General features: G+C 71.2%; 25 protein-coding genes and 3 tRNA genes. 10 read left to right on the plus strand and 18 right to left on the minus strand.

What is annotated here, in order from left to right:
• Genes ABD798_RS11605 through ABD798_RS11615 form a run of 3 tightly spaced genes read right to left on the minus strand, consistent with a single transcriptional unit; the run spans position 1 to position 3,502 of the window.
• On the minus strand, positions 1 to 2,310 hold the full coding sequence (locus ABD798_RS11605; RefSeq protein WP_344873643.1) for an ABC transporter permease: 2,310 nt from the start codon (positions 2,308 to 2,310) through the stop codon (positions 1 to 3).
• On the minus strand, positions 2,307 to 2,984 hold the full coding sequence (locus ABD798_RS11610; RefSeq protein WP_344873645.1) for an ABC transporter ATP-binding protein: 678 nt from the start codon (positions 2,982 to 2,984) through the stop codon (positions 2,307 to 2,309). The genes ABD798_RS11605 and ABD798_RS11610 overlap by 4 nt, the downstream gene beginning before the upstream one ends.
• Positions 2,981 to 3,502 (minus strand): PadR family transcriptional regulator, encoded by a 522-nt coding sequence (locus tag ABD798_RS11615; protein ID WP_344873647.1) that lies wholly within the window; start codon positions 3,500 to 3,502, stop codon positions 2,981 to 2,983. The genes ABD798_RS11610 and ABD798_RS11615 overlap by 4 nt, the downstream gene beginning before the upstream one ends.
• A gap of 131 nt (positions 3,503 to 3,633) precedes the next feature.
• On the opposite strand from ABD798_RS11615, the gene ABD798_RS11620 reads away from it, so the two are divergent.
• Positions 3,634 to 4,281 carry a D-alanyl-D-alanine carboxypeptidase family protein gene (locus ABD798_RS11620; protein WP_344873649.1) on the plus strand — a complete coding sequence of 216 codons (648 nt, stop codon included), beginning with the start codon at positions 3,634 to 3,636 and terminating at the stop codon, positions 4,279 to 4,281.
• Between the two features lie 105 nt (positions 4,282 to 4,386).
• Here ABD798_RS11620 and ABD798_RS11625 read toward each other — a convergent pair whose 3' ends face one another.
• On the minus strand, positions 4,387 to 4,755 hold the full coding sequence (locus ABD798_RS11625; protein WP_344873651.1) for a VOC family protein: 369 nt from the start codon (positions 4,753 to 4,755) through the stop codon (positions 4,387 to 4,389).
• Between the two features lie 114 nt (positions 4,756 to 4,869).
• On the opposite strand from ABD798_RS11625, the gene ABD798_RS11630 reads away from it, so the two are divergent.
• A complete protein-coding gene (locus ABD798_RS11630; RefSeq protein ID WP_344873653.1) occupies positions 4,870 to 5,343 on the plus strand; it encodes a CGNR zinc finger domain-containing protein in 474 nt (157 codons plus the stop codon).
• Between the two features lie 601 nt (positions 5,344 to 5,944).
• Here the strand turns inward: ABD798_RS11630 and ABD798_RS11635 are convergent.
• Complete coding sequence (locus ABD798_RS11635) at positions 5,945 to 6,925, minus strand: hypothetical protein (protein WP_344873655.1); 981 nt, start codon at positions 6,923 to 6,925, stop codon at positions 5,945 to 5,947.
• Positions 6,926 to 7,470: 545 nt separating this feature from the next.
• Between ABD798_RS11635 and ABD798_RS11640 the strand changes: the two genes are divergently transcribed.
• Positions 7,471 to 8,046: an RNA polymerase sigma factor gene (locus ABD798_RS11640; RefSeq protein ID WP_344873657.1), complete on the plus strand. Its 576-nt coding sequence runs from the start codon at positions 7,471 to 7,473 to the stop codon at positions 8,044 to 8,046.
• Here the strand turns inward: ABD798_RS11640 and ABD798_RS11645 are convergent, their stop codons facing one another.
• Complete coding sequence (locus tag ABD798_RS11645; RefSeq protein WP_344873659.1) at positions 8,047 to 9,213, minus strand: pyridoxal phosphate-dependent aminotransferase; 1,167 nt, start codon at positions 9,211 to 9,213, stop codon at positions 8,047 to 8,049.
• Between the two features lie 107 nt (positions 9,214 to 9,320).
• Between ABD798_RS11645 and ABD798_RS11650 the strand changes: the two genes are divergently transcribed.
• Positions 9,321 to 10,529, plus strand: coding sequence for a DUF445 domain-containing protein (locus tag ABD798_RS11650; RefSeq protein ID WP_344874004.1), 1,209 nt, complete (start codon positions 9,321 to 9,323; stop codon positions 10,527 to 10,529).
• 1 nt (position 10,530) lies between these two features.
• On the opposite strand, the gene yczR is transcribed toward ABD798_RS11650, so the two are convergent.
• Entirely contained in the window at positions 10,531 to 11,976 is a 1,446-nt protein-coding gene (gene yczR / locus ABD798_RS11655; protein ID WP_344873661.1) for a MocR-like transcription factor YczR, read from the minus strand.
• Between the two features lie 61 nt (positions 11,977 to 12,037).
• Between yczR and yczE the strand changes: the two genes are divergently transcribed.
• Together yczE and ABD798_RS11665 are read left to right on the plus strand one after the other, a co-directional pair.
• Positions 12,038 to 12,679 carry a membrane protein YczE gene (yczE, locus tag ABD798_RS11660; RefSeq protein WP_344873663.1) on the plus strand — a complete coding sequence of 214 codons (642 nt, stop codon included), beginning with the start codon at positions 12,038 to 12,040 and terminating at the stop codon, positions 12,677 to 12,679.
• Between the two features lie 52 nt (positions 12,680 to 12,731).
• The gene (locus ABD798_RS11665; protein ID WP_425549208.1) at positions 12,732 to 13,568 is read left to right on the plus strand and encodes a protein phosphatase 2C domain-containing protein; all 837 of its coding nucleotides are present in this window, start codon (positions 12,732 to 12,734) and stop codon (positions 13,566 to 13,568) included.
• Positions 13,569 to 13,601: 33 nt separating this feature from the next.
• On the opposite strand, the gene ABD798_RS11670 is transcribed toward ABD798_RS11665, so the two are convergent.
• The 4 genes from ABD798_RS11670 to ABD798_RS11685 all read right to left on the minus strand — a co-directional run bounded on the left by ABD798_RS11670 (position 13,602) and on the right by ABD798_RS11685 (position 15,415).
• Positions 13,602 to 14,960 (minus strand): hypothetical protein, encoded by a 1,359-nt coding sequence (locus ABD798_RS11670; RefSeq protein WP_344873666.1) that lies wholly within the window; start codon positions 14,958 to 14,960, stop codon positions 13,602 to 13,604.
• Positions 14,961 to 15,136: 176 nt separating this feature from the next.
• Positions 15,137 to 15,213 (minus strand) — tRNA-Phe (locus ABD798_RS11675).
• A 23-nt stretch (positions 15,214 to 15,236) separates the two neighbouring features.
• A tRNA-Asp gene (locus ABD798_RS11680) sits at positions 15,237 to 15,313 on the minus strand.
• A 29-nt stretch (positions 15,314 to 15,342) separates the two neighbouring features.
• Positions 15,343 to 15,415, minus strand: a tRNA-Glu gene (locus ABD798_RS11685).
• 152 nt (positions 15,416 to 15,567) lie between these two features.
• Here ABD798_RS11685 and ABD798_RS11690 point away from each other — a divergent pair.
• Positions 15,568 to 16,368 (plus strand): SDR family oxidoreductase, encoded by an 801-nt coding sequence (locus tag ABD798_RS11690; RefSeq protein ID WP_344873669.1) that lies wholly within the window; start codon positions 15,568 to 15,570, stop codon positions 16,366 to 16,368.
• Positions 16,369 to 16,737: 369 nt separating this feature from the next.
• On the opposite strand, the gene ABD798_RS11695 is transcribed toward ABD798_RS11690, so the two are convergent.
• Complete coding sequence (locus tag ABD798_RS11695; protein ID WP_425549199.1) at positions 16,738 to 16,899, minus strand: hypothetical protein; 162 nt, start codon at positions 16,897 to 16,899, stop codon at positions 16,738 to 16,740.
• 330 nt (positions 16,900 to 17,229) lie between these two features.
• On the opposite strand from ABD798_RS11695, the gene ABD798_RS11700 reads away from it, so the two are divergent.
• The 3 genes from ABD798_RS11700 to ABD798_RS11710 all read left to right on the plus strand — a co-directional run bounded on the left by ABD798_RS11700 (position 17,230) and on the right by ABD798_RS11710 (position 18,137).
• The gene (locus ABD798_RS11700) at positions 17,230 to 17,412 is read left to right on the plus strand and encodes a heavy-metal-associated domain-containing protein (protein WP_344874006.1); all 183 of its coding nucleotides are present in this window, start codon (positions 17,230 to 17,232) and stop codon (positions 17,410 to 17,412) included.
• On the plus strand, positions 17,409 to 17,555 hold the full coding sequence (locus tag ABD798_RS11705; RefSeq protein WP_344873673.1) for a hypothetical protein: 147 nt from the start codon (positions 17,409 to 17,411) through the stop codon (positions 17,553 to 17,555). The genes ABD798_RS11700 and ABD798_RS11705 overlap by 4 nt, the downstream gene beginning before the upstream one ends.
• 321 nt (positions 17,556 to 17,876) lie before the next feature.
• Entirely contained in the window at positions 17,877 to 18,137 is a 261-nt protein-coding gene (locus tag ABD798_RS11710; RefSeq protein WP_344873675.1) for a hypothetical protein, read from the plus strand.
• A gap of 33 nt (positions 18,138 to 18,170) precedes the next feature.
• Here ABD798_RS11710 and ABD798_RS11715 read toward each other — a convergent pair whose 3' ends face one another.
• The 6 genes from ABD798_RS11715 to ABD798_RS11740 form a co-directional block, all read right to left on the minus strand.
• Entirely contained in the window at positions 18,171 to 19,004 is an 834-nt protein-coding gene (locus tag ABD798_RS11715) for an LLM class F420-dependent oxidoreductase (RefSeq protein WP_344873677.1), read from the minus strand.
• Positions 19,005 to 19,025: 21 nt separating this feature from the next.
• The gene (locus tag ABD798_RS11720) at positions 19,026 to 19,715 is read right to left on the minus strand and encodes a response regulator transcription factor (protein WP_344873679.1); all 690 of its coding nucleotides are present in this window, start codon (positions 19,713 to 19,715) and stop codon (positions 19,026 to 19,028) included.
• A gap of 120 nt (positions 19,716 to 19,835) precedes the next feature.
• On the minus strand, positions 19,836 to 20,345 hold the full coding sequence (locus tag ABD798_RS11725; RefSeq protein WP_344873681.1) for a hypothetical protein: 510 nt from the start codon (positions 20,343 to 20,345) through the stop codon (positions 19,836 to 19,838).
• 149 nt (positions 20,346 to 20,494) lie between these two features.
• A complete protein-coding gene (locus tag ABD798_RS11730; RefSeq protein WP_344873683.1) occupies positions 20,495 to 20,686 on the minus strand; it encodes a hypothetical protein in 192 nt (63 codons plus the stop codon).
• Positions 20,687 to 20,885: 199 nt separating this feature from the next.
• Positions 20,886 to 23,135 carry an FtsX-like permease family protein gene (locus tag ABD798_RS11735; protein WP_344873685.1) on the minus strand — a complete coding sequence of 750 codons (2,250 nt, stop codon included), beginning with the start codon at positions 23,133 to 23,135 and terminating at the stop codon, positions 20,886 to 20,888.
• Entirely contained in the window at positions 23,132 to 23,830 is a 699-nt protein-coding gene (locus ABD798_RS11740; RefSeq protein WP_344873687.1) for an ABC transporter ATP-binding protein, read from the minus strand. The genes ABD798_RS11735 and ABD798_RS11740 overlap by 4 nt, the downstream gene beginning before the upstream one ends.
• Positions 23,831 to 23,906 lie beyond the last annotated feature (76 nt).

Below are 23,906 nucleotides of genomic sequence, written 5' to 3' on the forward strand. Positions count from 1 at the left end.
TCATTCGGTGCGCAGGCCCTCCGGCCGCATCGCGCGGCGCAGCTGCGGCAGCGTCAACACCGTGGCCAGCAGCACGGCGAGCACGGCCGCGACGCCCATCGTCGCGATCCCCTCCCAGTCGTAGTGCTGCGGCATCGGCGTGGTGTTCAGCACCAGCACCGCCAGCCCCAGACCGCACACCAGCGCCCCTCCCGTCCCCAGGAGCACCGGCACGGCGTTCTGCCACAGCACCGACAGCGCGAGCGTCGAGTACGGCACTCCGGTCGCCGCCAACACCGCGAACTGCCGCCTGCGCTGCCTGACGTGCTCGAAGGCCACCACCAGCAGCCCGCCGGCGGCCAGCCCGAGCGTCACCGCCGAACTCACCGTGACGAGCCCCCGGATCGCCGCGTAGGTCCGCTCGGAGTCGCTGGCCGTCATCGCCAGCGTGGGCAGCGCGAACTGCCGCGTCAGCCCGATCACGTTGCGAATCTGTTCCAGCGCAAGGGAATCGTGCCCGCTGAGCCAGACGGACACCTGGTGCTGGAGTTCGGGCACCGCGCCCCCGATCGCCGCAGGGGTGAGCAGCAGGCCCGGCCCGATCCACCTCAGGTGTGCGGCGGGCCGAGCGACGGGGCGGACGTGCTCGGGAAACCTCCAGCTCACCTGGGCCGCGCGCGCTGAATCGGCGTCCAGCGCGAACTCCGTGCCGACTGGCACCCGCACGTTCTCGCCGTCGCGGTCGGGGTAGGCGAAGACGTCGCCGTCCGTGCAGTTCGCGATCGGCGTCAGCTCGCGCAACGCGGGGCACGGCGCGACGATCAGCTCAAGGGAACCGAACTCGCGCAACGGTTGCCGCGTGTAGACCACGTCGTAGGAGACCACGCGCGCCACCCCAGGAGTCGCGCGCAACCGCTCGGCCAGCACCCGCGCCGACTCCGCGTCGGAGGTGGCCGTCCACGCCCGATCGCGATCGTCGGCCCGGTCCAGGTACTCGTTGTGGCGCATCGGATCGACGGTCAGCAGCAGCGCCTGGAGCGCGATCCCACCGGCCAGCAACGCCGTGAACCCGCCGACGATCCGCCACGAGGCACCGCCGTGCGCCTCCATCCGCCGCATCGCGAGCTGCCAGGACAGCGGCCCTCCCCGCGACCGCCCGGCGCAGCGTTCGAGCAGCCACGGCAACACCATCGGCATGCCGGCCAGGATCAGCACGACCCCGAGCACCACGAGCGCCGGGCGGGCCTCCGACGCCATGCCCCGGTGCTGCCCCGCCAACAGCGCGACCCCGGCCAGGACGGGCAACAGCCGCCACCACAGCCTGCGCGGAGGCCCGCCAACGCCCCGGCGGACGCCGAGCGGCTCGATCAGCGTGCTGCGCAAGGCGAACAGGGCCGCCCAGACGGCGATCACCGGGACCACCGCGAACACCAGCAGCGCCAGCGGGATCGACGGCCGGATGTCCCGCGCGAAGACGCTCACGCCGAACGGCGAGACCCGGTCGACGAGCTCGCGCCCGCCGGAGAAGAACCCCGCACCGACGACGAGCCCGGCCAGCGCACCGACGAGCGACTCCCCCGCAGCGATCCGCCTGACCTGACCGCTGTCCGCGCCGATCAGCCGCAGTGCGGCGAGCCTGCGGTCCCGCGCCGAGGCCGACAGCCGCGCGGTGCCCGCCACGAACACCACCACCGGGACGAACAGCACCACCGTGGCTATGACGGCCGGCAGCACCAGCAACGGGTTGAAGTACAGCTCCCCGACGGGAACGCCGACGACGTAGGCCCCGACGACCCCTTCGGGCAGCTCGGCGCGCTCGACACCGACGTAGAAGTGCAGCTCCGAAGGGCCGCTCAGCCCCTCGTCCCCGATGAGCCCGACGACGCGCTGGGGGAACCTCGGCCGCAGCAACTCTCCGCTCTGGTCGGCGAGGAGGTCGCGCAGTGCCGGCGAGAGCACGACCTCGCCCGGCTTCGGCACCACGTCGACGCCGGGAATCCTCGGCGGGTTCGGCCCGTCCGCGAAGAGCATCGCCCCGCCGAAGCGCCGCCCGGCGAACTCCGTGCTGATGTAGGAGCTGTACAGCGGGCTGACTCCCGGAACCGGCTGCAGCGCGATGGCGGAGGAGTCGATCGCGCGGGCGTGCGTGCGCTCCTCGTGGGAGTTCAGCACCGCGCTCGCGGAGGCGGCGACGAGCAGGGCCGCAACGCCGAGCCCGATGCCGACCGTGATCCACACCAGGCGCACCACCGAGCCCCGGCCGCCCGCGACCGCGAGCCGCGCCCCGAGCGCGAAGTCAGCGAAGCACCGCCCGGTCCGTCCCAAGCTCACGCGACGAGCTCGGCGTCCTGCGTGCGCCCGTCCCGCACGACGACCTCGCGGTCCGCGTAGGCCGCCACCCGGGGCTCGTGCGTGACGATCACGACCGCGGCACCGGCTTGCTTGGCCGCCTCGAAGAGCAGCCGGAGCACGCGCTCGCCGTTCAGCGAGTCCAGCGCGCCGGTGGGTTCGTCGGCGAAGAGCACCTTCGGCGTGGTGGCCAGTGCCCGCGCCACGGCGGCCCGCTGACCCTGACCTCCGGATACCTCCCCGGGCCGCTTCGCAGCGATGTCCGCGACCTCCAAGCGGTCCAGCCACTGCGCCGCCACGCGCTCGGCCTCGGCCCTGCGCGTCCCGCCGAGGCGCAGCGGCAGCGCGACGTTCTCCAGGAAGGTCAGTTCGGGAACGAGCTGACCGAACTGGAAGACAAAGCCGAAGTCGTTGCGGCGCAAAGCACTTCGCTCACTGTCAGACATCGCCGACAGCTCGGCGCCCCGGTAGGTCACCGCGCCCGCGTCGGGCTTGAGGATGCCCGCGAGGCAGTGCAGCAACGTGGACTTCCCGGAACCGGACGGCCCCATGACCGCCACCAGCTCCCCCGCGCGCACCGACAGGCTCGCGTCGACCAGCGCGGCCGTCTTCCCGAAGGACTTCGCGAGGCTCTTCGCCACCAGCAGTTCACTCACGCTCCGGCCTCCCTCAGCTCGTCGAGCCGCGCCGCAGTCAGCTCCAGCCAGCGGAGGTCGGCTTCGAGGTGGAACAGGGCGTGGTCGCACACGAGCTGCTCGGCGAGGTCTCCCTCGGCCTTGCGCCTGGTCAGCACGCGCATGAGCCGCAGGTGCTCCGCGCGCTGCGTGTCGAGAACGCCCTGCGCGCCGCGACCGGACATCAGCGCGAGAACCACCTTGGCGTACAAGGTGTTCTGCAGGTACAGCTCGGGTTTCTCCGGGGTGCCGAGCCACTCGTCCACGTCGGTGACGCCCGCGTCGGTGATCGCGTAGCGCTTGCGCTCCGGCCCTCCGCCCGCCTCGGTGCCGTCCACCTGCACGAGACCGTTGCGCAGCAGGCGGGACAGGGTCGAGTAGACCTGGCCGTAGTGCAGCGGGCGGTCGTGCCCGAACCGCTCGTCGTAGGCGCGCTTCAGGTCGTAGCCGTGCCGTGGACCCTTCTCCAACAAGCCCAGCAACGTGTGCCCCACTGACATGGAGCGGACTGTACACCGAGTGTATAGCGCGAGACATCGATTTCCCTGATGTGGCCCTCGCGCCCTCGTGCAACGCCGGAAAGGGGTCGGCCGTATCCGGTTGAGAAGCAGTCGAAACCTGGGAGCGCGAAGTGCAGAGAACCGTCGGACTGGTCGCCGCAGGCGCCCTCGTCGGTGTGCTGATCAGCGCGCTCGGCACGATGTCCATCGGGGCGGACACAGGCGCGGGACCAGAGCGAACGCGCACGCAGCTGGACAGCAGGGCCGCCCGCGCCATGCCTCCCGAGCCGCCGCCCGCGATCACCTACGTGCCCCCGGAAGGCGGGGCGAGCGCACCCAAGGGCGAGAAGGAGGGCAAGACCACCAAGGGCGCCTGCACCGTCGATCCGAGCTACCACGACAAGGACACCTCGGGCATGACGTCCTCGGCCGCCCAGGCGTGGACCAAGGCCAAGGAGGAGGCCACCTCGAAGGGCGTCACGCTGTGCGCGCACGAGGCGAAACGCTCTGTCGCGCAGCAGAAAGCGGAGTTCGACGAGGCACTGGAGCGCTACGGCGGGGACCGTTCGCTCGCCGAGAAGTACGTGTTACCGCCCGCTAAATCTTTGCATGTGAGCGGGCTCGCAGTGGACGTGCAGCCCCGTGCGTCGGCAGCATGGTTGGAGCGCACCGCTGGAGCATTAGGCTGGTGCCGCCGATATGCCAACGAACCGTGGCATTTCGAGTACCACAAGGACTACGCCTCTTCGGGTTGTCCGGCTCTGAAGCCGCATCCGTGAGGCGCCGGTGCATACCGTCCGCACTGACATCAGTGCCCCCCGACGTGTGGACGGTGTGACTGGGTCGCCCGGGTCAGCGCATGCCGGGCGGCCCAGTGCACCAGCTCACGTCACCAGGCAGAACGGGTGCCCGGCCGGATCCGCGTAGACCCGGAACCCGCGCTCCGGCGAATCGGCGCCGAGCGGCTTCGCGCCCACCGAGACGACTCGGTCGTGCTCCGCGTCGATGTCCTCGACCTTGATGTCCAGGTGCAGCATCTGCGGCCGCTCCCCCTCGGGCCAGGTCGGCGCGAGGAACTCCGGATCGCGTTGGAAGGAGACCTTGGCCCCGTCCGGCCCGGTCACCGAGGCCCACCTATCGTCCCCTTCGACCCCGTTCCACCCCAGCAAGTCGTTGTAGAACTCCGCGAGCGCCAACGGCTCCGGGCAGTCCAGCACGACCGTCTCCAGTCGCAGGGCGCGGTTCTCGGCCATCGCCACTCCTCCAAGCGTAACCACTGTTAATTGAACGACAGTTACTAACCAGTGTCCGCAGTATGGTGGTCGGCCTCACGGGCGGCAACCGTTCCCGGTCGTAGAGTGGGACGGGTGACCGCCTGGAACACCGACCACGACGTGGACCTCCTGCTCGCGTTCTTGAATACCCGCGACGAGGAGGAACACACGGACGTCCTCGACGACGTCGAGCAGTGGCGGCTCTGGGCGCGCAAGCGCGACATCGGCGAGCCCGGCGACCCCGCCGACCTCCGGCCGCTGCGCGACGCCCTCCGCGAGGCCGTCGCCGGACGCGAGCACGCCCCCGACATCGCCGTCGACCTTCGCGCCGAACTGCGCTCCGGCATCCCCGTGCTCGCCCCCACCACCGCTGCGGGCCTGTTCATGGCCGCCGCTCTTCGCCTGACCGTCGTCGGCGACTGGGACCGCTTCAAGATCTGCCCGGCGCACACCTGCCAGTGGGCCTTCTACGACCGCTCCCGCAACCGCTCGCGCTCCTGGTGCTCCATGCGCGTCTGCGGCAACCGCGAAAAGGCGCGCACCTTCCGCGAGCGCGCCAAGACCTGACCCGGCCCGCGCGCCTGCCTAGGACCTGTCACGGCGCCCACCGGGGGTTGGGGTGTCTTCAAGACCACCAAACCCCCCTGTCGATCATCGTTAACCGCCGCAAACCCCACGGTCCCGCGAGCGCGGCGCGGGCGGCCAGCGCCGAGCGCTCGAAGGTGAACCGGGGCAAGTGCGGCGGGCGGGCGAGTTGTCGACGATCAAGCCTGGGCCCACGGGACCGCTGACATACCGAGATCGTGCCCCTGCTCCGATGCGGGGTGCTTGCCTGATCGCGGGCAGTAAGAAGCCCCGACGTCGCGGGGGCAACGCGACGCCGGGGCTGTAAACCCGACCCGGCCGGGCGCGGTCGGTCGGAATCGGGTGGTTCTGGGAGGGGTGTCCGCGCGAGGCGGAGGGCCGGGGCCGGGCGGGCGCCCACGGGCTCGTCGGCGGGGGAACCGACTTCCGGAAAGGGCTCAGGACAGTAAGCCTCCGGAGCGAACCCGCGGGCGCCGCGCCGGTCGGGAAGGGCGTCACGACCGTTGCACAGACGGTCGGCGCCGAAGCATGAGCAAGATCAACTCGAACTGCGCACACCCCAACCGCGCCAGCGGTCGCGGGGTCAGTCCGGAGACGTGGCCGGACGGCTCAGGAAACCGGCGACGGGCACGACGCCGTCGCCGTAGACGACACCGGTCACCGAGAGGACCGGCGGCGGGAGCAGCAGCGCGGGCAGACCGGCGGCACCGCGCTGCGGGCCGCTCTCGGCCAGGCCGTTGCCGCTGGTGGGCGAGGTCCCGGTCTGCACGGGGTTCGGCTTGGTGTCCTCGTGCGGCAGCGTGGGGACGCCGTCCTTCTTGGCGTCACCGGAGCCACCGAGGGAGAGGCCGGCACGAGCGGGCGCGGGACGCGCGCTCACGTGGTGGGTGTGCCGCGCCGAGGTGCCCGCCTCGTCGGCGGGGGCCTGCGCGGGCGGGTCGTCCGCGGCGGGCAGCGTCACCGGGCCGCCGGGCCAGGGCAGCGGTTTGGGCCGCTCGGCCGAGACCTCGCCGGAGGAGTGGTTGCCCAGCGCCGGTCGCTCCGGACCGGCGGGGAGCAGGTTCGGCAGCTCGGGCTCGGGAAGCGGCCGGGTCAGCCCCGCGCTGGGGTCCTCACCGGGCTCGGGGGCGGGTGAGGCGATGCGCAGGCGCAGCAGATCCTTGATCAGATCGCGCAGCTCGGAGTGGTTCGCACCGGGTTCACCGCGCACGACAGCGGCAGGAGCCGCGGCAGTCGTGGCAGTCGTGGATTCGGAGCGCTCGACGGCCTTCGCGGCCCGGAGGCGTGCGGCGGGGCCGGAGTGCGCGGTGGTGTTGGCGATGGCGTTGGCGGTGGCCGGTTCGACGAGGACGCCGGCCGGCGTCGCGGCATCCGCCGGTCGCTGGCCCTGCTCCAAGACGACCGACGGGCTCAGAACGTCGACACGGGCCGGCGCCTCGTCGGCGGTAGCGGTGGTGGCCACGGCCAGCCAGGCGGTCGCAGCAAGACCACCAGTGACGGCCAGCCGTACGGCAACAGCGCGCAGCCTCTCTCCCCAGCTGCGCACCGTTCCGGTGCTGGACACCGTCACCACCACCCGCCGATCACCAAAGACGTAACACGCTCGGGAACCGCTGCGATTGACATGTTTGTTCCACCCGGCGCCGTTGGCGAGCCTACCCGCAATTAACCACCCGGAAAGGCTGCTCGGTGCTCCACTCGGGGACGGGCCGCTGGCCTGCGATGACGGTGCGTGGCGCCACTCGGTCGAGTGAGCCGGGTGCGCACGCGTAACGCACCCCCGCCACCTGGCGTTCCGCCGCGCTCCCACGCTCTCCCGGCACCCGGCCTCACACGCAGAGTGACGAAGGTCGATCTTTCGGGTTTCACCGCACGACCTGGCTTTTCCCGGGCGGTTCAGGCACTGACCGGTCTCCCCCGGGGCACCCGGCGGCCCGGTTTGCCCGATCGAGCCGTGATCATCGGCGTCGCCTTGGGCCATTGGGTGCGCGGAGCGCCCCGTCGGACGTGTCACGCCCACCCGATCCGGCGAGTGGCGGATCCGCCGGATGTTACTGGCGAGTCACATAGCTCGGCACCACCACCGGCGACCACGCGAAGGGGAACGTTGTGGACGGAGCAGTGGACGGGGAAGAAGACACAGCCGAGACCACGGCGGACCTGGTCGCGGGGGCCAGGGCCGGGGAGGAGCCCGCGTGGCGCGCGCTGGTCGCCCGCTACGAGCGCCTGGTGCTGGCGACGGCGCGATCACATCGGCTGAGCAGCTCCGACGTCGCGGACGTCGCGCAGTTGACCTGGCTGCGGCTCGCGGAACGGCTGGACACGGTGCGCGATCCCGAGAGCCTGCCCGGCTGGCTGGCGACCACGGCCCGCCGCGAGTCCCTGCGGCTGCTCGCCGAGCGCCGCAGGGAGATGCCGTGCGAGCCGCCCTTGCTGGACCGCGCGGTGCCCGAAGGCGGACCGGAGGAGCAGCTGCTCAGCGCGGCCGCGCGCAAGGAGCTGTGGCGCGCGTTCGCGGACCTGCCGCAGCGGTGCCAGCGCGTGTTGTGGGTGCTGGCGTTCCACCCGGAGACCAGCTACGCCCAGCTCGCACGGGAGCTGGGCGTAGCGGAGAGCAGCATCGGACCGATGCGCCTGCGGTGCCTGCACGCGTTGCGGCGCAAGCTCGCGAGGACTCAGCGCTGATCAGGACGCGAGCTTGTGCAGACGGCGCACGGCCTCGTCCAGCACCTCGTCGCGCTTGCTGAAGGCGAAGCGCACGAGGTGCCGCCAGTTCTCCTGGTTGTCGGTGAAGACCTGCACGGGCACCGCGGCGACGCCGATGCGCTCGGGCAGGGCGCGGCACAGCTCGTAGCCGTCCTCGAAGCCGAGCGGGCGCACGTCGGCGCAGACGAAGTACGTGCCCTCGCTCGCGTGCACGCCGAAGCCCGCCTCCGCCAGCCCTGCGGAGAGCCGGTTGCGCTTGTCCTGCAAGGCAAGGCGCTGCGCCTCGACCCAGTCCAGCTCCGTGCGCAGCGCGTGCGCGACGGCGGGCTGGAACGGGCCGCTGCCGACGAAGGTGAGGAACTGCTTGGCGGCGCGGGCGGCCCCGACCAGCTCGGCGGGACCGCAGATCCAGCCGACCTTCCAGCCGGTGGCGCTGAAGGTCTTGCCGGAGCTGGAGATCGTCAGCGTGCGCTCGGCCATCCCGGGCAGCGTCGCGAGCGGCGTGTGCTGCCTGCCGTCGAAGAGCAGGTGCTCGTAGACCTCGTCGGTGATCGCGACGACGTCGTGCTCCTGGCACAGGCGGGCGATCTCGGCCAGCTCGTCGGCGGTGTAGACGGTGCCGGTCGGGTTGTGCGGGGTGTTGACCAGGATCGCCTTGGTGCGCGGGCCCATCGCCGCGCGCAACCCGTCCAGGTCCAGCGCGAACCGGTCGCCGTCCGGCACCAGCGAGACGACCTTGCGCTCAGCACCGGCCAGCGCGACGGAGGCGGCGTAGGAGTCGTAGTACGGCTCGACCAGCACGACCTCGTCCCCCGGCTCGACGAGGCCGAGCAGCGCGGAAGCGATCGCCTCGGTCGCGCCGACGGTCACCAGGACCTCGGTGTCGGGGTCGTAGGCGGTGCCGTAGCGCGTGCGGTGCTCGGCGATGGCTGTGCGCAGCTCGGGCATCCCGGGGCCGGGCGGGTACTGGTTCACCCCGTTCGCGATGGCGGCCCGCGCCGCTTCGAGCATCGACGCCGGACCGTCGGTGTCCGGGAAGCCCTGGCCCAGGTTGACCGCGCTGGTGCGCTGGGCGAGTGCGGTCATCTCGGCGAAGATCGTCGAGGTGAACGGCTGGAGCCGGGAGACGAGAGCACGATTAGCCACGGCCCCGATCCTGCTCGTTCAACGCCCCTGGGCCAAACACCGGTAACAATCGAGGGGTGGCGACGCTGACTCCCCGAGAGCAAGAGAAGCTCCGCGACCTACGCCGGATGAAGGTGGTGGCGCTGTGCTTCCTGCTCGGCGCGACGCTGATCTTCGCCGTGACGCGCTGGCAGGAGTCGCTCGGCGCACCGGGCTGGGTCGGCTACGTCCGCGCGGCGGCGGAAGCCGGGATGGTGGGCGCGCTCGCCGACTGGTTCGCCGTGACCGCGCTGTTCCGGCGTCCGCTGGGGCTGCCGATCCCGCACACGGCGATCATCCCGACCCGCAAGGACGACCTCGGCCGCAACCTCGGCACCTTCGTCGAGTCGAACTTCCTCTCCGAGGACGTGGTGCGGGACAAGCTGCGGCGCGTCGGCTTCGCGGCCCGGCTCGGCGAGTGGCTGTCCGAGCCGGAGCACGCCGACCGCGTGACCGAGGAGGCCGCGACGATCGTGCGCGGCGCGGTGGCGGTGCTGCGCGACGAGGACGTGCAGGCGGTGCTGGAGCAGGCCGTCGTGCGCAAGCTCACCGACCGCGAGTGGGGGCCGCCGCTGGGCAGGCTGCTCGGTCAGCTCTTCGCCGACGGCACCCACCACCGGCTGGTCGACCTGCTCTGCGACCGCGCGCACGAGTGGGTGCGCGAGCACCCCGACGCGGTGTCGAAGCTGGTCAGCGACCGCGCGCCGAGCTGGTCGCCGAAGTTCATGGACAGCATCCTCGCGGAACGGGTGAACAAGGAGCTGCTGAAGTTCACCGCGAAGGTGCAGGCCGACCCGGAACACCCGATGCGCCAGGCGATCGACCGCTTCCTCACCGAGTTCGCCGACGACCTGCGCAACGATCCGGCGACCATGGCCCGCGCCGAGCAGGTCAAGCAGCAGGTGCTCGCGCACCCGGACGCGCAGCGGCTCACCGGCTCCGCGTGGGGCGCGGCGAAGAAGATGATCCTGGCGGCGGCCGAGGACCCGTCCAGCGAGCTGCGCAGGCGGATGCGCGACGGCCTGCTCAAGCTCGGCGACCGGCTGGCCTCCGATGCCGCGCTGCGCGCCAAGGCCGAGGGCTGGCTCGAAGGCGCCGCGATGTACGTGGTGATCAACTACCGCGACGAGATCGGCGGCCTGATCACCGAGACCGTGCAGCGCTGGGACGCCGAGGAGGCTTCGCGCAAGATCGAGCTCCAGGTCGGCCGCGACCTCCAGTTCATCCGGATCAACGGGACGGTGGTCGGCGCGCTCGCCGGGCTGCTGATCCACACCGTGAGCCAGATCCTCTTGTAGCTCAAGCGATCCCGTGTCCCGGAGGAACTGGGTCGGCGAGCCCGCTCCACGCGGCTCCGATGCGCCGCACAGCTTCGGCGAGCTGGTCATCCGGCAGTGTGTACGGCAGCCGCATCCACTGCTCCAGCCCGCCGTGCGCGGCGAACCGGGACCCGGGAACGGCCTGGACCGAATGCCTCCCGACGGCCATCGCGAGCTGTGTGCTCAGCGGCTTTCCCAAGTCGCACCACAGGTTCAACCCGCCCGGCGGCCGGTTCACCGTCCACTCCGGACAGTGCTCCGCCAGCAGTTCGACCATGAAGTCCCTGCGCCGCGCGAACTCCTCGCGGCGCGGCGCCAGGATGGCTTCGCCGTCGGCCAGCAGTTCCGCGAGCACCAGCTGCTCGAACACCGGCGAGCCCAGGTCCATCGACGGTCGCGACTCGCCGAGCCGGTGCACCAGCTCCGCGGGCGCGCGCAACCACCCCATCCGCAAGCCGCCCCAGTACGCCTTGCTCGCCGAGCCTGCCAGGATCACCCAGTCCTCGGCGAAGGCGGCCAGCGGCGGCGGCGCGTCCACCGGGTCGCCCTCCAGGTCCAGCTCGACGAGGGTTTCGTCCACCACGGCCAGCGTCCTCGCCCTGCGCAGCGCGTGCGCGAGCCGCTCCCGGTCCGGCGCGGACATCCGCAGGCCCGTGGGGTTCTGGAAGTCCACGACGAAGTAGGCCAGCCGGGGCGCGGCCTGGCGCAGCGTCGCCTCCACGCTGTCCAGGTCCCAGCCGTCCCGGTCCAACGGCACCGCGACGGGCAGCGCGTGCGCCGCGCGGATGCCGTCGACGGCGGTCGGGTAGGTCGGGTTGTCCACCAGGACCCGCTGCCCCGGTCCGACGTGCAGCCGCAGCGCCAGCGTCAGCGCGTGCTGCGCCCCGTTGGTGATCATGACCTGGTCCGGCGTCGTCGGCAGCCCGCGCTCGGTGTAGCGGCGCGCGATCAGCTCGCGCGGCTCCGGCAGGCCGAAGGACTGGTAGCCGTGGCTGTTGAGCAGCTCCGGCAGGCGCAGCCGAGCCCGGTCGACAGCCGCCGCCAGTCCGGGCGGCGCGAACGGTGACGCGTGCGCCATGTCGATGACGGTCGAGGGCGGGTGGAGCGACCACCCGGTCCGGTCCGGTTCCTTGCCCGGCACGGAGATCCACGAGCCCGCGCCGCGCCTGCTCGCCACCATGCCGTTCTCGCGCAGCGAGTCCATGGCCGTGGTGACCATCGTGCGGCTGACGCCCAGCGCCTCGGCCAGCTCCCGCTCCGCAGGCAAGCGGGTCCCCACCGGCAGGCGTCCGTCCAGGAAGAGCACGCGCAGCGCTGCGGCGAGGTCCACCGCGGCTCCCCGGCCGTCCGGGCGGCGCCACGAGCCGAGGAAGGAGGCCAGACGCGGACCGGAGATCCGGCTTCCCGCAGGCAGAGTGGAGGTCATGCGGCCAATTGTTCAGTATTGGCCCTCGAAGTAAAGGCCAATCAGTCCTCAGGATGAGTGCATGGCCGCTGTGAACCTGAGTCCGCTCCCGCTCTCCGACCGACCGCTCCGGCGCTTCACCCAGCTCTTCGCCGGCCTCGCGCTGTACGGGGCGAGCATGGGGCTGATGGTGCGCGCGGGCATGGGGCTCGACCCGTGGGACGTCCTGCACGAGGGCCTGACCAACCGGATCGGGCTGAGCTTCGGCACCATCACCGCGCTCACCGGGGCCGTCGTCCTGCTGGCCTGGTTACCCCTCCGGCAGATGCCAGGCATCGGCACCGTGGCCAATGTGGTGGTGATCGCACTCGCGGTGGACGCCACGCTCGCCCTGGTGCCCGCGCTGCACGGCCTGCCGCTGCAGATCTTCGCCATGCTGGCCAGCGTCGTGATCAACGGCTTCGCCTGCGCGGTCTACATCGGCGCCCGGCTCGGCCCCGGCCCGCGCGACGGCCTGATGACCGGCATCACCGCGCGAACGGGCTGGTCGATCCGCCTGGTGCGGACCGGGATCGAGCTGGCCGTGCTCGCGCTGGGCTGGCTGCTCGGCGGAACCGTCGGCATCGGCACCGTGGTCTACGCGCTGGCCATGGGACCCGTCGTGCAGGCCTTTCTGCCATCCGTGGCATTGCGTGCGCCCACCCGGGTGCAAACGCCGTCGTAGATCTTCTTTGTCGGTTCGGACCTCTACTGTCGGAAGCGTGCCGCTGATCGACATGGCAGAGCGCGCTGGCGTCCGCATCGACGGCGGCGTGCGCGCCAACGAGGACCAGATCGTCGTCCTGCCCCACGCCGTCGTCCTGCTCGACGGTGCCACCACGCTGCAACCACGCGCCCGCTCCGGCGGCTGGTACGCCGAGTGCCTCGGCGACTACCTGCGCCGCGGGCTGAACAAGGACCCCGAGGCCGACCTCGCCGAGGTGCTGGAGACGGCGATCGGCACCATGGCCGAGGACTACGAGCTCAAGCCGGGCAGCTCACCGTCCAGCACCGTCGCCATCGTGCGCTGGACCGACGACCACGTCGACTCGCTCGTCCTCGCCGACAGCCCCGTCGTCGCGTTCACCATCGGTGACGTGCACGTCGTCAACGACACGCGCCTGGCCAACCTGCCCCGGCCGAGCAGCAGCCACCGCGAGCACCTGCGCGAGGGCGGCGGCTACGGCGAGGAACACCTGGAGCTGCTGCGTTCCTCAGCCGCCGAGGTCGGCGCGTGGCGCAACCGCGAGGGCGGCTTCTGGGTGGCCGAGGCCGATCCCGCCGCCGCCCGCCAGGCCATTCGCGCCGGCTGGCCACGAGACCAGGTGCAGAGCGTCATCATGGCCAGCGACGGCGTCTCCTGCGGCGTCGACGACTACGGCCTGTTCGCCGACTGGACCGCCCTGCTCGACCAGGCCTCCGACGAGGGCCTGCACTCCGTGCTCGACGCCGTCCGCAAGGCCGAGGCCACCGACCCCGACGGCAAGCGCTGGCCCCGCCCCAAGCTCCACGACGACCAGGCCCTGGTCCTCATCCACTTCGACGATGACTGGCTCCCCGACTTCCTCCGCTGATCCGACCGGGAAGCATTCCGAGGAAGGGGCGCGTCATCGCTGGCCCGAGGCCTTGTGCAGCGCGGGGCCACGCTTGGCGCGCTGCACCTTCCCGTCGCTGTCGGTCGACCAGGAAGTGGGCGACGGCCAGCGCCGCATGAGGGCGTTGCGGAGTTCGCGGCCGCGCACGCCGACGATGCCGGTGCCGAGCAGGGCGGCGGCGAACACGCCCACCGAGACGACCATCGCGGCGAGCGATTCTGTGCGGTAAGCGGCGAAGACGTCCTCCGAGCCCAGTCCCAGACCGTTGCCGACCAGGTAGGAGGACGTGCTGAACACCAGCCCCGCCCCGGACAACGTCGCGCCGACCCGCGCCAGCGGATGTGTCTGCCGCTGCGAGTGGTAAGCCAGCAGGTCCTCGGCCGGGCGGTCGGATGCCGGATCGGCCAACCTCGTGCGCAGCTCGGCACGTTCGGACCGGCGCTGCCTCCAGTCGAACAGCACGCCGATGACCGCGAGCAGCATGCCCGCCGAGATCAGGACCGCGAAGATCCAGACGCCCCCGGCGATCAGGGCCTCGATCGGCGAGGAGTAGGTAGTTTTCTTGCACTCGTACTTCCCACCCGCGCAGCGCGTCAGCACCGACATCTGCAACGCGAGGACACCCACGAGCCAGAGACCGGCAGCACCGTAAAGACACCGCTTCGCGATCGACGGCCTGGGCGTGGTCTTCTTGCCCGCACTGTCACGGCGCGCTTGTTCCACCGGCTTCCAGGCTTGTTCTTCGTCGTTCGAAGTCCAGTGCGCGGCGACCCGGGCATGGCGACGTTCATGGGCCGGGGTGAGCAGGTGGGAACTGGCGTAGCCGACGAAGGCCATGATCACCGCGTAGCCGGTGATGAGAGAGAAGATCAGCGCGCTCTCGGCATCGTCTCCTTCCGCCAGCACCACGATCAGCCCGATCACCCCCAGCGGGCCGGCCAGGGTCGCGTTCGCCCAGCCGAAGAAGGCGAGTGCCTCCGCGGGTTTGCCGGTGACGGACCGAACCTGGTCGGGCGAAGGAACGGCATGGCGGGACGCGCCCCGGGCGGCCGCGTTGACGATCGCCCTGGACGTGGTCGACTCCCGCAGGAAGCTGGCCACCGCACCAGCGGCACACACGACCAGCACGAACGCCAGCAGAACACCCAAGCTCATGCGGCTGAGGTGATCGACGGCCTTCTCCAGGCCGCGATCGTCGAGCAGGTCCTCTTCGGCGAGCAGGCCCATGCACATGATCAGCGCGAAGGCGCATCCCAGGCCGATCAGGAAGGAGGTCAGGGACCGGACGCAGGCGCGCGCGATCTCACTGGCCAGCCCGACTTCGTACTCGTACCAATGCCACGGGTTGGCCTGGCTTCCGTCGGCACTCACCGGGAACTCCTCCGCCTCCAGCATTTCTCGCCGCATCATAAAGACGCCAGCCGTGCGGATCTTCGCGTCCTTCTGGAGGAGGTCGGCGGGTACCTCTGGCAACGCGACCGAGACGACGACTGAGACGACAGAAGCCCCAGCCGATCCGGCTGGGGCTTCTCTTCGCAGTTCATGTGTGGTGGCCAGGGGCGGGGTCGAACCGCCGACCTACCGCTTTTCAGGCGGTCGCTCGTACCAACTGAGCTACCTGGCCTTGCTTCCAGCGAACTGGAAACGTGGCGACCCAGACGGGACTCGAACCCGCGACCTTCGCCGTGACAGGGCGACGCGCTAACCAACTGCGCCACTGGGCCTAGTGGCATTTCTTACTACTGTAGTGCAGTGCCCCCAACGGGATTCGAACCCGCGCTGCCGCCTTGAAAGGGCGGAGTCCTAGGCCGCTAGACGATGGGGACCAGGTCGGTTCGGTGACCAACCCGACCTTGCCTCCCGGTTGCCCGTTGGGAGTACCGAAAGCATAGGGCAGACCGTCCAGCAAATACAAAACGGGGGTCCTCAAAGGGGCTGACCTGCGAAAAGGGTTTGCCGAGGGCGGGACGCCGGGGGCATGCGGGAGTTCCCTCTGCGCGGCCGGGCCGCGCTGGTGACCGGGGTCAGCAGGCGGGCCGGGATCGCGTTTGCCGTGGCAGAGCGGTTGGCGAGCCTGGGGGCGGACGTGCTCGCCCAGTCGTGGGAGGCGCACGACGCGGAGCAGCCGTGGGGCGCGGACCCACTTGGTGTGATCTACGTCATCGACGAACTGAGGCGGAGGCTGCCCTCAGGAGCGGGGCGGATCGAGCACGTGGAGGCTGACTTCGCGGAGCCGGACGCGCCCGCGGCGGTGGTGGACGCGACGGTGGCGGCCTTCGGGGCGATCGACGTGGTGGTGGCTGCGCACGCGCGCAGCAGCGGGCAGAGCCTGGCGGAGCTGACGGCGGCGGAGCTGGACCTGGCACACGCGGTGAACGTGCGGGGGTCGATGTTGCTGGCACAGCGCTTCGACGCGGTGCGCGACCACAGCAGGCCGGGCAGGCGGATCGTGCTGTTCACCTCCGGGCAGCACTACGGCGCGATGCCTGGCGAGCTGCCCTACGCGGCCTCGAAGGGCGCGCTGCAGCAGGTGACGGCGAGCCTGGCGGGGGCGCTCGCGGCGAAGGGTGTGACGGTGAACTGCGTGAACCCGGGGCCGGTGGACACGGGCTGCGCCGACGACGCGGCGCGGGAGCACGTGGCCGGGCGAATGCCCATGGGGCGGTGGGGCCGACCGGAGGACACGGCGAACCTCATCGAGTGGTTGATCTCCGACGGCAGCGCCTGGACGACCGGGCAGACCCTCGTGAATGACGGCGGGTGGGGGCTGCGGATCTGACCGTTCCGAGGGGCCAGAAGGGTGAACGGCGAACACGGGAAGTAATGCCCGCGACGCGGCGCGTGGCTCATCCCCACCGTTTTGGCCTATTGCGGTCACGAATTGCGACCGGGCGATGACAATTGTCTGCGATTGCCGGGAAAGCAGCACACAGGTATCTTTTGCGAAAGCCCCGAAAGACGCACAACGATCAACCGGGTCTTCAGGTGGCGGATGCGCCCGGGGGGTGCGCGTCTCGGGGGAGCCGCACCGAGCGGGACGAGTGACACGGGAGCGTCCCGCGAACAAGGAGTGAGGTGGGGCGAGCAGGCCTCAGCCGCCGCCCCACCTCACGTCCTCACAGGTCATCCGGATCACCGACAGCCCAGGTCAGCGCTGCACCGGGGGCGCACCGTCCTCTCCTGGAACCAGGCCGAGCATGTCCAGCAGGGTCCGGCAGTCCTCCGCTCCTAAGGCGCCGCGGGCGACCGCGACCCTGGCCCTGTGCACCTGCTCGTCCGAGATCCGTGAGGGATCGCCATTGCGCGGCATGGGCACTCCGCCCGCCTGCCTGCCGACCGACTCACCCTGTTCCCACAAGAACTTTTTGACTTCGAGCGACCCGTACATCGCGCCTCCCCGACTTGGGCTTCCGGCGCAGGTTATCTACCGCTAGAACCGATCGCAGCCCCCCGCAGAGTGATTCAGTCAAAACCCTGGGTAACCATACGATCGTCGCCCGGTTTCGATTCAGTGACCGCGCCCCGGGCACGCCCGCCCGCCGGGACCGCGCGAGACTGGGGCGCCAGGCAGAGCACACCCCCAGGAGCAGCCGTGAGCGTGAGCACCACCACCACGACCCAGCAGTACGTGGTCACCGGCATGACGTGCGGACACTGCGTCGCCTCGGTCACCGAGGAGCTGTCCGAGGTCCCCGGCGTGACCGGCGTCGAGGTCGAGCTGAGCTCCGGCACGGTGACCGTGCGCAGCAGCCGGCCGCTGGCCGACGACGAGGTCGCCGCCGCCGTGACCGAGGCCGGGTACGCGGTCGCGAGCGGTTCATGACGAAGCGGGCGAACCCGGCACTGGTGCTCGCCGCGCTGGCGGTGGCACTGGTCGCCCTCGTGGGCGCCGGGTTGGCGCTGGGGAAGGTCGACACCCAGCCCAGCAAGGCCGAGACGCACACCGGCCAGCAGGGCGGAAAATGATCTTGATTCGTTGATAAGCGCCGTTCAGGCGGGGTGTTCTGAAAGATCTTGACGAAAAATGTTGAATTCCACCCCTGTTGAGCGAACTGCGCGCGTGCGACAATCGGGCGTGCTGACACCCCCCGTCAGCGCCTGTGGAGATCCCCTCCGGCCCCCGCGTTCCTCCCCCTGGCGCGGGGGCCTCTCCACGCGTAGGGCAGGATTGGGCGAAGCGACTGCCCGTGACACACGTCACGGAGTACTCCGGTTCAGAGTCCACCGGCTACCCTCTTCGGCGTGCTTGGACGACTGAAATCTTCGACTGGACGCCATCGCCCGCCGGTGCGGCAATCCGAGGAGCTCGCTCCCGACAAGGAGATGGACTCCTACCTCGCCGCGCTGGCCCCCGAATCAGATGTCGAGACGACCGCCTCGGGGCGCCGCTTCGGCAACGCGCAGGTCCTCCAGCTGCGCCTGCAGCTGATGGCCAACGAGCAGCTCCGCGAACTCGCCGAGATGCGGCAGACCTCGCCGACCGCGCTGGCCCAGGAGTGGGTCATGCAGCGCCTCGAGTGGGAAGCCCGCCAGAACAACCTGGTGTGAGCCGCACTCCCCCCGTTCTCCCCGTGCACGGACTCAGATCGCGATCCGCGTGACGAAGTCGTCGAGCAGGCGCAGGCTCTCCTCGCGCCCGGCGGCGGGCAGGCTGAAGAGCAGCCGGTCCGCCCCCGCTTCGGCGAAACCGTCGATGACCCGCTGATCGGGTCCGTGCACGTAGGCCGTCACCGACGGCATCGGCTTCCCCGCCGCTCCCGCGGCGCGACGCAGCTCCACCACCCGCTCGGCCAGCTTCGCCGGGCCGAAGGGCGGCGGGGCGATCCAGCCTTCCGCGTGGTCGACGATCCGTTCGACCAGGGTCGGACCCCAACCGCCGAGCAGGACCGGCGGATGGGGCGAGCGCACCGGCTTCGGCCAGGAGCGCATCGGTCCGAAGTCCACGTGCTCGCCGTGGAACTCGGCGATCTCGTTGGTCCAGATCTCCTTCACGGCGAGCACGCGCTCGCGCAGCACCCGTGTGCGCACGCGCGGGTCCACACCGTGGTTGGCGATCTCCGGACGGTTCCAGCCCGCCCCCACGCCCAGCTCGACACGGCCGCCGGAGAGGTGGTCGAGGCTGGCGACCTCCTTGGCCAGGATGATCGGGTCCCGCTGGACGAGCAGCGCGATCGCCGTGCCGAGCACCAGGCGCTCGGTGACCGCGGCCGCCGTCGCGAGGACCACGAAGGGGTCGAGCGAGCGGCAGTAGCGACGCGGAACCGGACCGCCGCCGGGGTACGGCGTGTGGTCGAGCGGCATGTGCGTGTGCTCGGGGACGAACAGCGCCGAGAAACCGCGTTCCTCCAGCGCTCCGGCCAGCTCGGCGGGGTGGATGCCCTCATCGGTGACGAACGCGTAGGCGCCGAACTGCACGGAGCGTCTCTCCCCTGCTGGTCAGCGGGGTGGCAGCACCCCGGCGTGGAAGGCTCGGGCCACCGCGTGGGCGCGATCCCTCGCCTCCAGTTTGCGCAGTATCCGGCGGATGTGGGTCTTCACGGTCTCCTCGGACACGCCGAGCCGGTTGCCGATCCGCTTGGCCGTCATGCCCTCGGCGATCAGGCCGAGCACCTCCTGCTCGCGGCGGGAGAGCAGGGTGCCGGAGTTCTTGGCGTGGCCGCTGTTCTTCAGCAGCGGGCTGATGCTGGGGTCGATGTAGAAGCCGTTCTCCAGCGCGAGGCTCAGTGCGCTGGGCAGGCGGTTCGGATCGATCTCGCGCGGCAGGAAACCACGCGCACCGGCCTGGCGCGCCCGCTCGACCTCGCCCCCGCTGCGCGCGCTCTGCCGGAACAGCACCACCACGACCAGGTCGGGGTGCAGGCCGCTGAGCAGGCGGCACAGGTGCGCTCCGGGATCGGCGTCGGCGTCGACGAGCAGGACGTTCGGCTTGGCGCTCTGGCAGAGGTTCACCGTGGCGGCGGTGGAAGCGGCGGCGCCGACCCAGACGGTGCGCGGGTCGCGGTGCAGCACCGCGGCGACGCCCTGCTGGAAGAGCGGAACTGAGTCCACGTGCGCCACGCGGACGACCTGCTGCCCCGGGGTCGCCCTGGCGGCGGGCACGTTGGCCCTGAGCGTCACCTGTTCCACTGCGTTCCCCTCTCGCCGCCAAGACCTCTCACGAGGTAAGAGCACGCTGACGGGGACTCATCACGCGGAAACGGGGTGCTTCTTGTGTGAGCTATCCCCCGAAGGGGTGGGGTTTGGGGGTCAGTGCTCGGGTCGCTCGGCCGTTCGGGGGCCTCTCGGGGCCAGGTTGCCGACCTCCAGGCGGGCCTTCGTCGCGACGGACTGGGCCGCGAAGCAGACCTGGTAGACCAGCAGGTGCCCGGCGTGCGTGGCCTGCTCGTCGCGGGAGAGGTAGTGCCGGCAGGCGGCGTGGTCCTGCCTGGCCGTCAGCCCGGCCTTGCGCGCGAGCTTCGCGGCGATCTTGGACTGGCCGTAGGGCAGCAGCCGCTTGGCGACGGGCTCGGGCTGGCCGACCACGACGGAGTCGTAGGTGGCCCTGGTGATCGCCATGTTCTCGGACTCGCGGAACAGCCAGCAGGCGCCGATCGCCACCGCGACCACCAGCAGCAGGACCCCGCCCGCCGCGATGTTGAGCACCGTCTTGGCGCGCCTGCTCATCCGCCTGCGGCCGCCGGGCTCGGGGACGCCCGCGTCGGGCATCCGGCTCGTCGGCGACGGCGGTGGTGCTAAGTGGTCTTCGGTCGAGGCCATCCGTCTGTCCGCTTCGTCGGACCTGGAGCGATGACCGCGCCAGGAGGTTCGCAGGATATTCAGGCGCGGCACCGCTTGGACAGCGATTGACGGCGATTGGCGACGTTCCCGGTCACTCGGCCGACATCCTGCTGGGCCGGAGAGCGGTCTCAGGCGGCGGTCGGCAGGTGCGTGGAGCGGGTGGGCAGGACGGCGGAGGCAGCGGCGGTCTTGGTGCGCTCGGCCAGGACAGGCACGGTCGCGGGGGCGATGTCCTCGGCCTGGGCGTGGTCGTTCATGTGGTCCGACACGGCCATCAGGACGAGAACGACCAGGCCCGCGGCGATTCCGATCCAGATCATGGTGACCATCTCCAGCTCCTCCGTTGTGTCCCCTCTGCGGCGTGACACCACAAGAGTCGCTGGTCGAAGGGGGTCGGCGGATCGGCTGTGCGGCCAGAGCGCGCTCGCCATCCGGCCGAGGGGGAAAAACCCTGACGGGGGGCTCGGGCCGACCCCCGATGCCGGCCCGAACCCCCCGTCAGGGATGACGCACGCCGGACTACTCCTCGGCGTACGCGCGGGCGGTCACCTTCCGCAGGACCGGCCCGCAGGCGGCCGCGGCGAGCAGGGCGACGACCAGGCCCAGCACCGCCGGGGTCACCAGCCACGGACTCAGGACGAGGTCGCCCTTGGCCAGTGTCAGCAGCCCGGCACCGATGAAAGCACCGGCGACGCTCGCACCGACCGTCGCCACGAGCGCGGGCAGCATCGCCTCCCTGCGCAATGCCTTGACCAGCACGTTCGTTGGCGTTCCCGCCGCGATCAACGCACCGAACGTGCGCCTGCGGTCCACGACGGACCCGGCGGCGGCCACCCCGGCGCTCACCCCGCCGAGGATGGTGGCGATCGCCAGGCCGATCACGGTCACCCGGCGCAGGTCCCCGAGCAGGGTGTCACCGTGCGAGTCGTAGGCCCCGTTGCTGTAGATCGACGCGCCGACCACGTTGCGCAGGACGGCGGTGCGGGCCACCGCCTCGTTCTGCGGCGTCGTCACCACCGCGACCGAGCTGATCGCGAGCTTGTTCTGGGGCACCAGCGCCGGGTCGACGAAGATGGTCGCGCTGCCTCGGCCGTTCGGCTGGTACTCGCGGACCGGCACCTGCGTGGGCAGGTCGATGTCGGCGGACTCGGTGCCCCGCGAGCCGTAGCTCTGGAAGACGATCTCGCCGGGGGCGATGCGCGTGCCCCTCGGCACGTAGATCGCGGGTCCCTGCTGGCAGACCCCTATGTCGACCGGGCGGACCTTCACGGCGTCGGTGCAGCTCAGCACCATCGCGGACTGGGAGTTCCGGTCGCCCTTGGCCCCGAGCCTCCCCTCACTGATCGCGATCACGGGCGCGGTCACACCGTTCTTCGCCATGTCCGTGCGCACGGCCGCGACCTGCTTGGCCTGCGCGCCGTAGGTCTGGGCGACGAGCACGCCGTCCCGCCAGGTGCCGTCGCTGAAGCCGATCCTGCCCTCCAGTCCGGGGAACATGGTCAGCGCGAGGGAGCCCGCGAACACCGCGACCACGACGCCGGAGGACGCGCGGAAGGCGGCTTTGGGGTCATCGCGCAGCCTGCGCCCGGCGAGCAGCGTCGCCGGGGAGCGCCAGACGCCCGTGAAGAACCTGCCGACCCACGAGGTCACCAGCGGGCCGACCAGCACGAGGGCGATCGCCACGGCCGTGAGCCCGACCAGCACGTAGGTGGTGGTGCCACCTCTGCCCTGCGCCATGCCGAGGCCGACGAAGAAGATCGCGCCCGCTCCGAAGATCAGCAGCAGCCGCGCGACGCTCGGCGGGCGCTTGGTGTGCTGGTTGGCGGCACCGAGCGGTTGGTTGAGCACCCGGCGCAGCCCGAACACCGCGGCGAAGCAGACCATGAGCGGGGCGAGGACCAGCACCGCGATCACGAGCAGCGCGCTCGGCGTGAAGTCGGAGGGGAACCAGGTGCCGCCCTCCCACGGAATCCGCGAGGTGAGCGAGCGCAACGGGATGCCGATGATCAGACCGAGCACCGTGCCGGCGACGGCGGCGACGGCGGTCTCCGCGACGGTCATCCAGACGACCTGCTGGGGTGTCGCTCCCGCCAGCCGCAGCGCGGCCAGCCTGCGCTCCCTGCGCGCCGCGGTGAGCCGAGCGGCCGAGGCCACCAGCACCAGGCAGGGCACCACCAGGATGATCAGCCCGACCTGGGAGAGCAGCAGCAGGAGGCCGTCGGGGTGGCCACCGCGCTCGGGACGGGCCAGATCGGCGCGCGACTGCGCTCCTGAGGGCATGGCGTCCGGGGCGTGGCCGACGATCGCGACCAGCTCGCCCGGGTAGCTCAGCGCCTCGTCGCCCAGCGCGCCGACGACCTTGCCGGGGAACCGCTCGGCCAGCTCGGCGGGCGGGCGCTTCGCGGCCAGCTCCGCCAGCGCTGGGGAGAGGAAGACCTCGCCGGGGCCGGGGACGCGGGGAATGCCGGGTGCCACGGGGATGCCGGGCTTGAGGGCGGCCACGTCGAAGCGGTGCACGCGCTCGCCGTCGACGTCGTCGTAGGTCTTGACGACGAGCAGCGGCTGGTTTGCGGACTGCTCGGGGCCGCCCGCGCTGTACTGGGAGCGCCAGCTCTCGCGGTCGGCGCGGTTCTGGATCGCGCCGGGCGTGGCGGCCAGCCACACCACGAGCGCGACGCCGACCGCGACGCCGAGCATGGTGAAGAGGGCGGACGCGCGGCTGCGGGAGTCGGCCCGCAGCACGCGAACGGCCAGTTGCAGAGGGTTCACGCGGCGGCTCGCAGTGCGATCCGGCCGTCGGTGATCTCCACGACGCGCTGGGCGCGGGCGGCGACGTTGGGGTCGTGGGTGACGATGACGACGGCGGCCCCGGTGGCGCGCGCGGCGTGCAGCAGCGCGGTGACCGTCTCCTCGCCGGTGCGCGAGTCCAGCGCTCCGGTCGGCTCGTCGGCGAAGATCACCCGGGGCCGGTGGGCGAGCGCCCTGGCGATGGCGACCCGCTGCGCCTGGCCGCCGGAGAGCTCACCGGGGCGCCGGTGCTCCATCCCGCCGAGTCCGAGCTTGATCAGCCACTCCTGGGCGGTGCCCATCGCCTGTTTCTTGGAGCCGCCCGCGAGCAGCAGCGGCAGTGCGACGTTCTCCTCCGCGCTCAGCTCGGCCACGAGCATGCCGGTCTGGAAGACGAAGCCGAACGCGCTGCGGCGGAGCTTGCTGCGCTCCCCCTCGCCGAGGCGGGTGATGGGACGACCCGCCACCAGGACGTCCCCTCCGTCCGCGGGCAGGATCCCGGCCAGCACGTGCAGCAGCGTGGATTTGCCCGAACCGGACGGGCCGACGATGGCGACGACCTCACCCACGTTCACGGCGATGTCCACCCCGGCCAGCGCGTGGGTCTGCCCGTAGCGCTTGACCAGGCCCTGCCCGACGAGAATGGGCTGGCGATCGGCAAGTGGGTTCAGACCCATCGGTTCTGTCACCGTCTCCTCCAAGATGTGAACGACTGGGACAACCCTGCGTCCCGGCGCGGTCCCACCACTTCGG

It is taken from the genome of Allokutzneria multivorans (assembly GCF_039537405.1).
GTDB classification, from domain to species: Bacteria; Actinomycetota; Actinomycetes; order Mycobacteriales; family Pseudonocardiaceae; genus Allokutzneria; species Allokutzneria multivorans.

Bases quoted from the DNA above. Each gene is read 5' to 3' on its own strand.
- ABD798_RS11730 (WP_344873683.1), bottom strand. From the start codon at position 20,686: ATGATCTGGATCGGAATCGCCGCGGGCCTGGTCGTTCTCGTCCTGATG.
- ABD798_RS11725 (WP_344873681.1), bottom strand. From the start codon at position 20,345: ATGGCCTCGACCGAAGACCACTTAGCACCACCGCCGTCGCCGACGAGC.
- ABD798_RS11690 (WP_344873669.1), top strand. From the start codon at position 15,568: ATGCGGGAGTTCCCTCTGCGCGGCCGGGCCGCGCTGGTGACCGGGGTC.
- ABD798_RS11740 (WP_344873687.1), bottom strand. From the start codon at position 23,830: ATGGGTCTGAACCCACTTGCCGATCGCCAGCCCATTCTCGTCGGGCAG.
- yczR (WP_344873661.1), bottom strand. From the start codon at position 11,976: ATGACCTCCACTCTGCCTGCGGGAAGCCGGATCTCCGGTCCGCGTCTG.
- ABD798_RS11625 (WP_344873651.1), bottom strand. From the start codon at position 4,755: ATGGCCGAGAACCGCGCCCTGCGACTGGAGACGGTCGTGCTGGACTGC.
- ABD798_RS11700 (WP_344874006.1), top strand. From the start codon at position 17,230: ATGACGTGCGGACACTGCGTCGCCTCGGTCACCGAGGAGCTGTCCGAG.
- ABD798_RS11705 (WP_344873673.1), top strand. From the start codon at position 17,409: ATGACGAAGCGGGCGAACCCGGCACTGGTGCTCGCCGCGCTGGCGGTG.
- ABD798_RS11615 (WP_344873647.1), bottom strand. From the start codon at position 3,502: ATGTCAGTGGGGCACACGTTGCTGGGCTTGTTGGAGAAGGGTCCACGG.
- yczE (WP_344873663.1), top strand. From the start codon at position 12,038: ATGGCCGCTGTGAACCTGAGTCCGCTCCCGCTCTCCGACCGACCGCTC.
- ABD798_RS11695 (WP_425549199.1), bottom strand. From the start codon at position 16,899: ATGCCGCGCAATGGCGATCCCTCACGGATCTCGGACGAGCAGGTGCAC.
- ABD798_RS11650 (WP_344874004.1), top strand. From the start codon at position 9,321: ATGAAGGTGGTGGCGCTGTGCTTCCTGCTCGGCGCGACGCTGATCTTC.
- ABD798_RS11665 (WP_425549208.1), top strand. From the start codon at position 12,732: ATGGCAGAGCGCGCTGGCGTCCGCATCGACGGCGGCGTGCGCGCCAAC.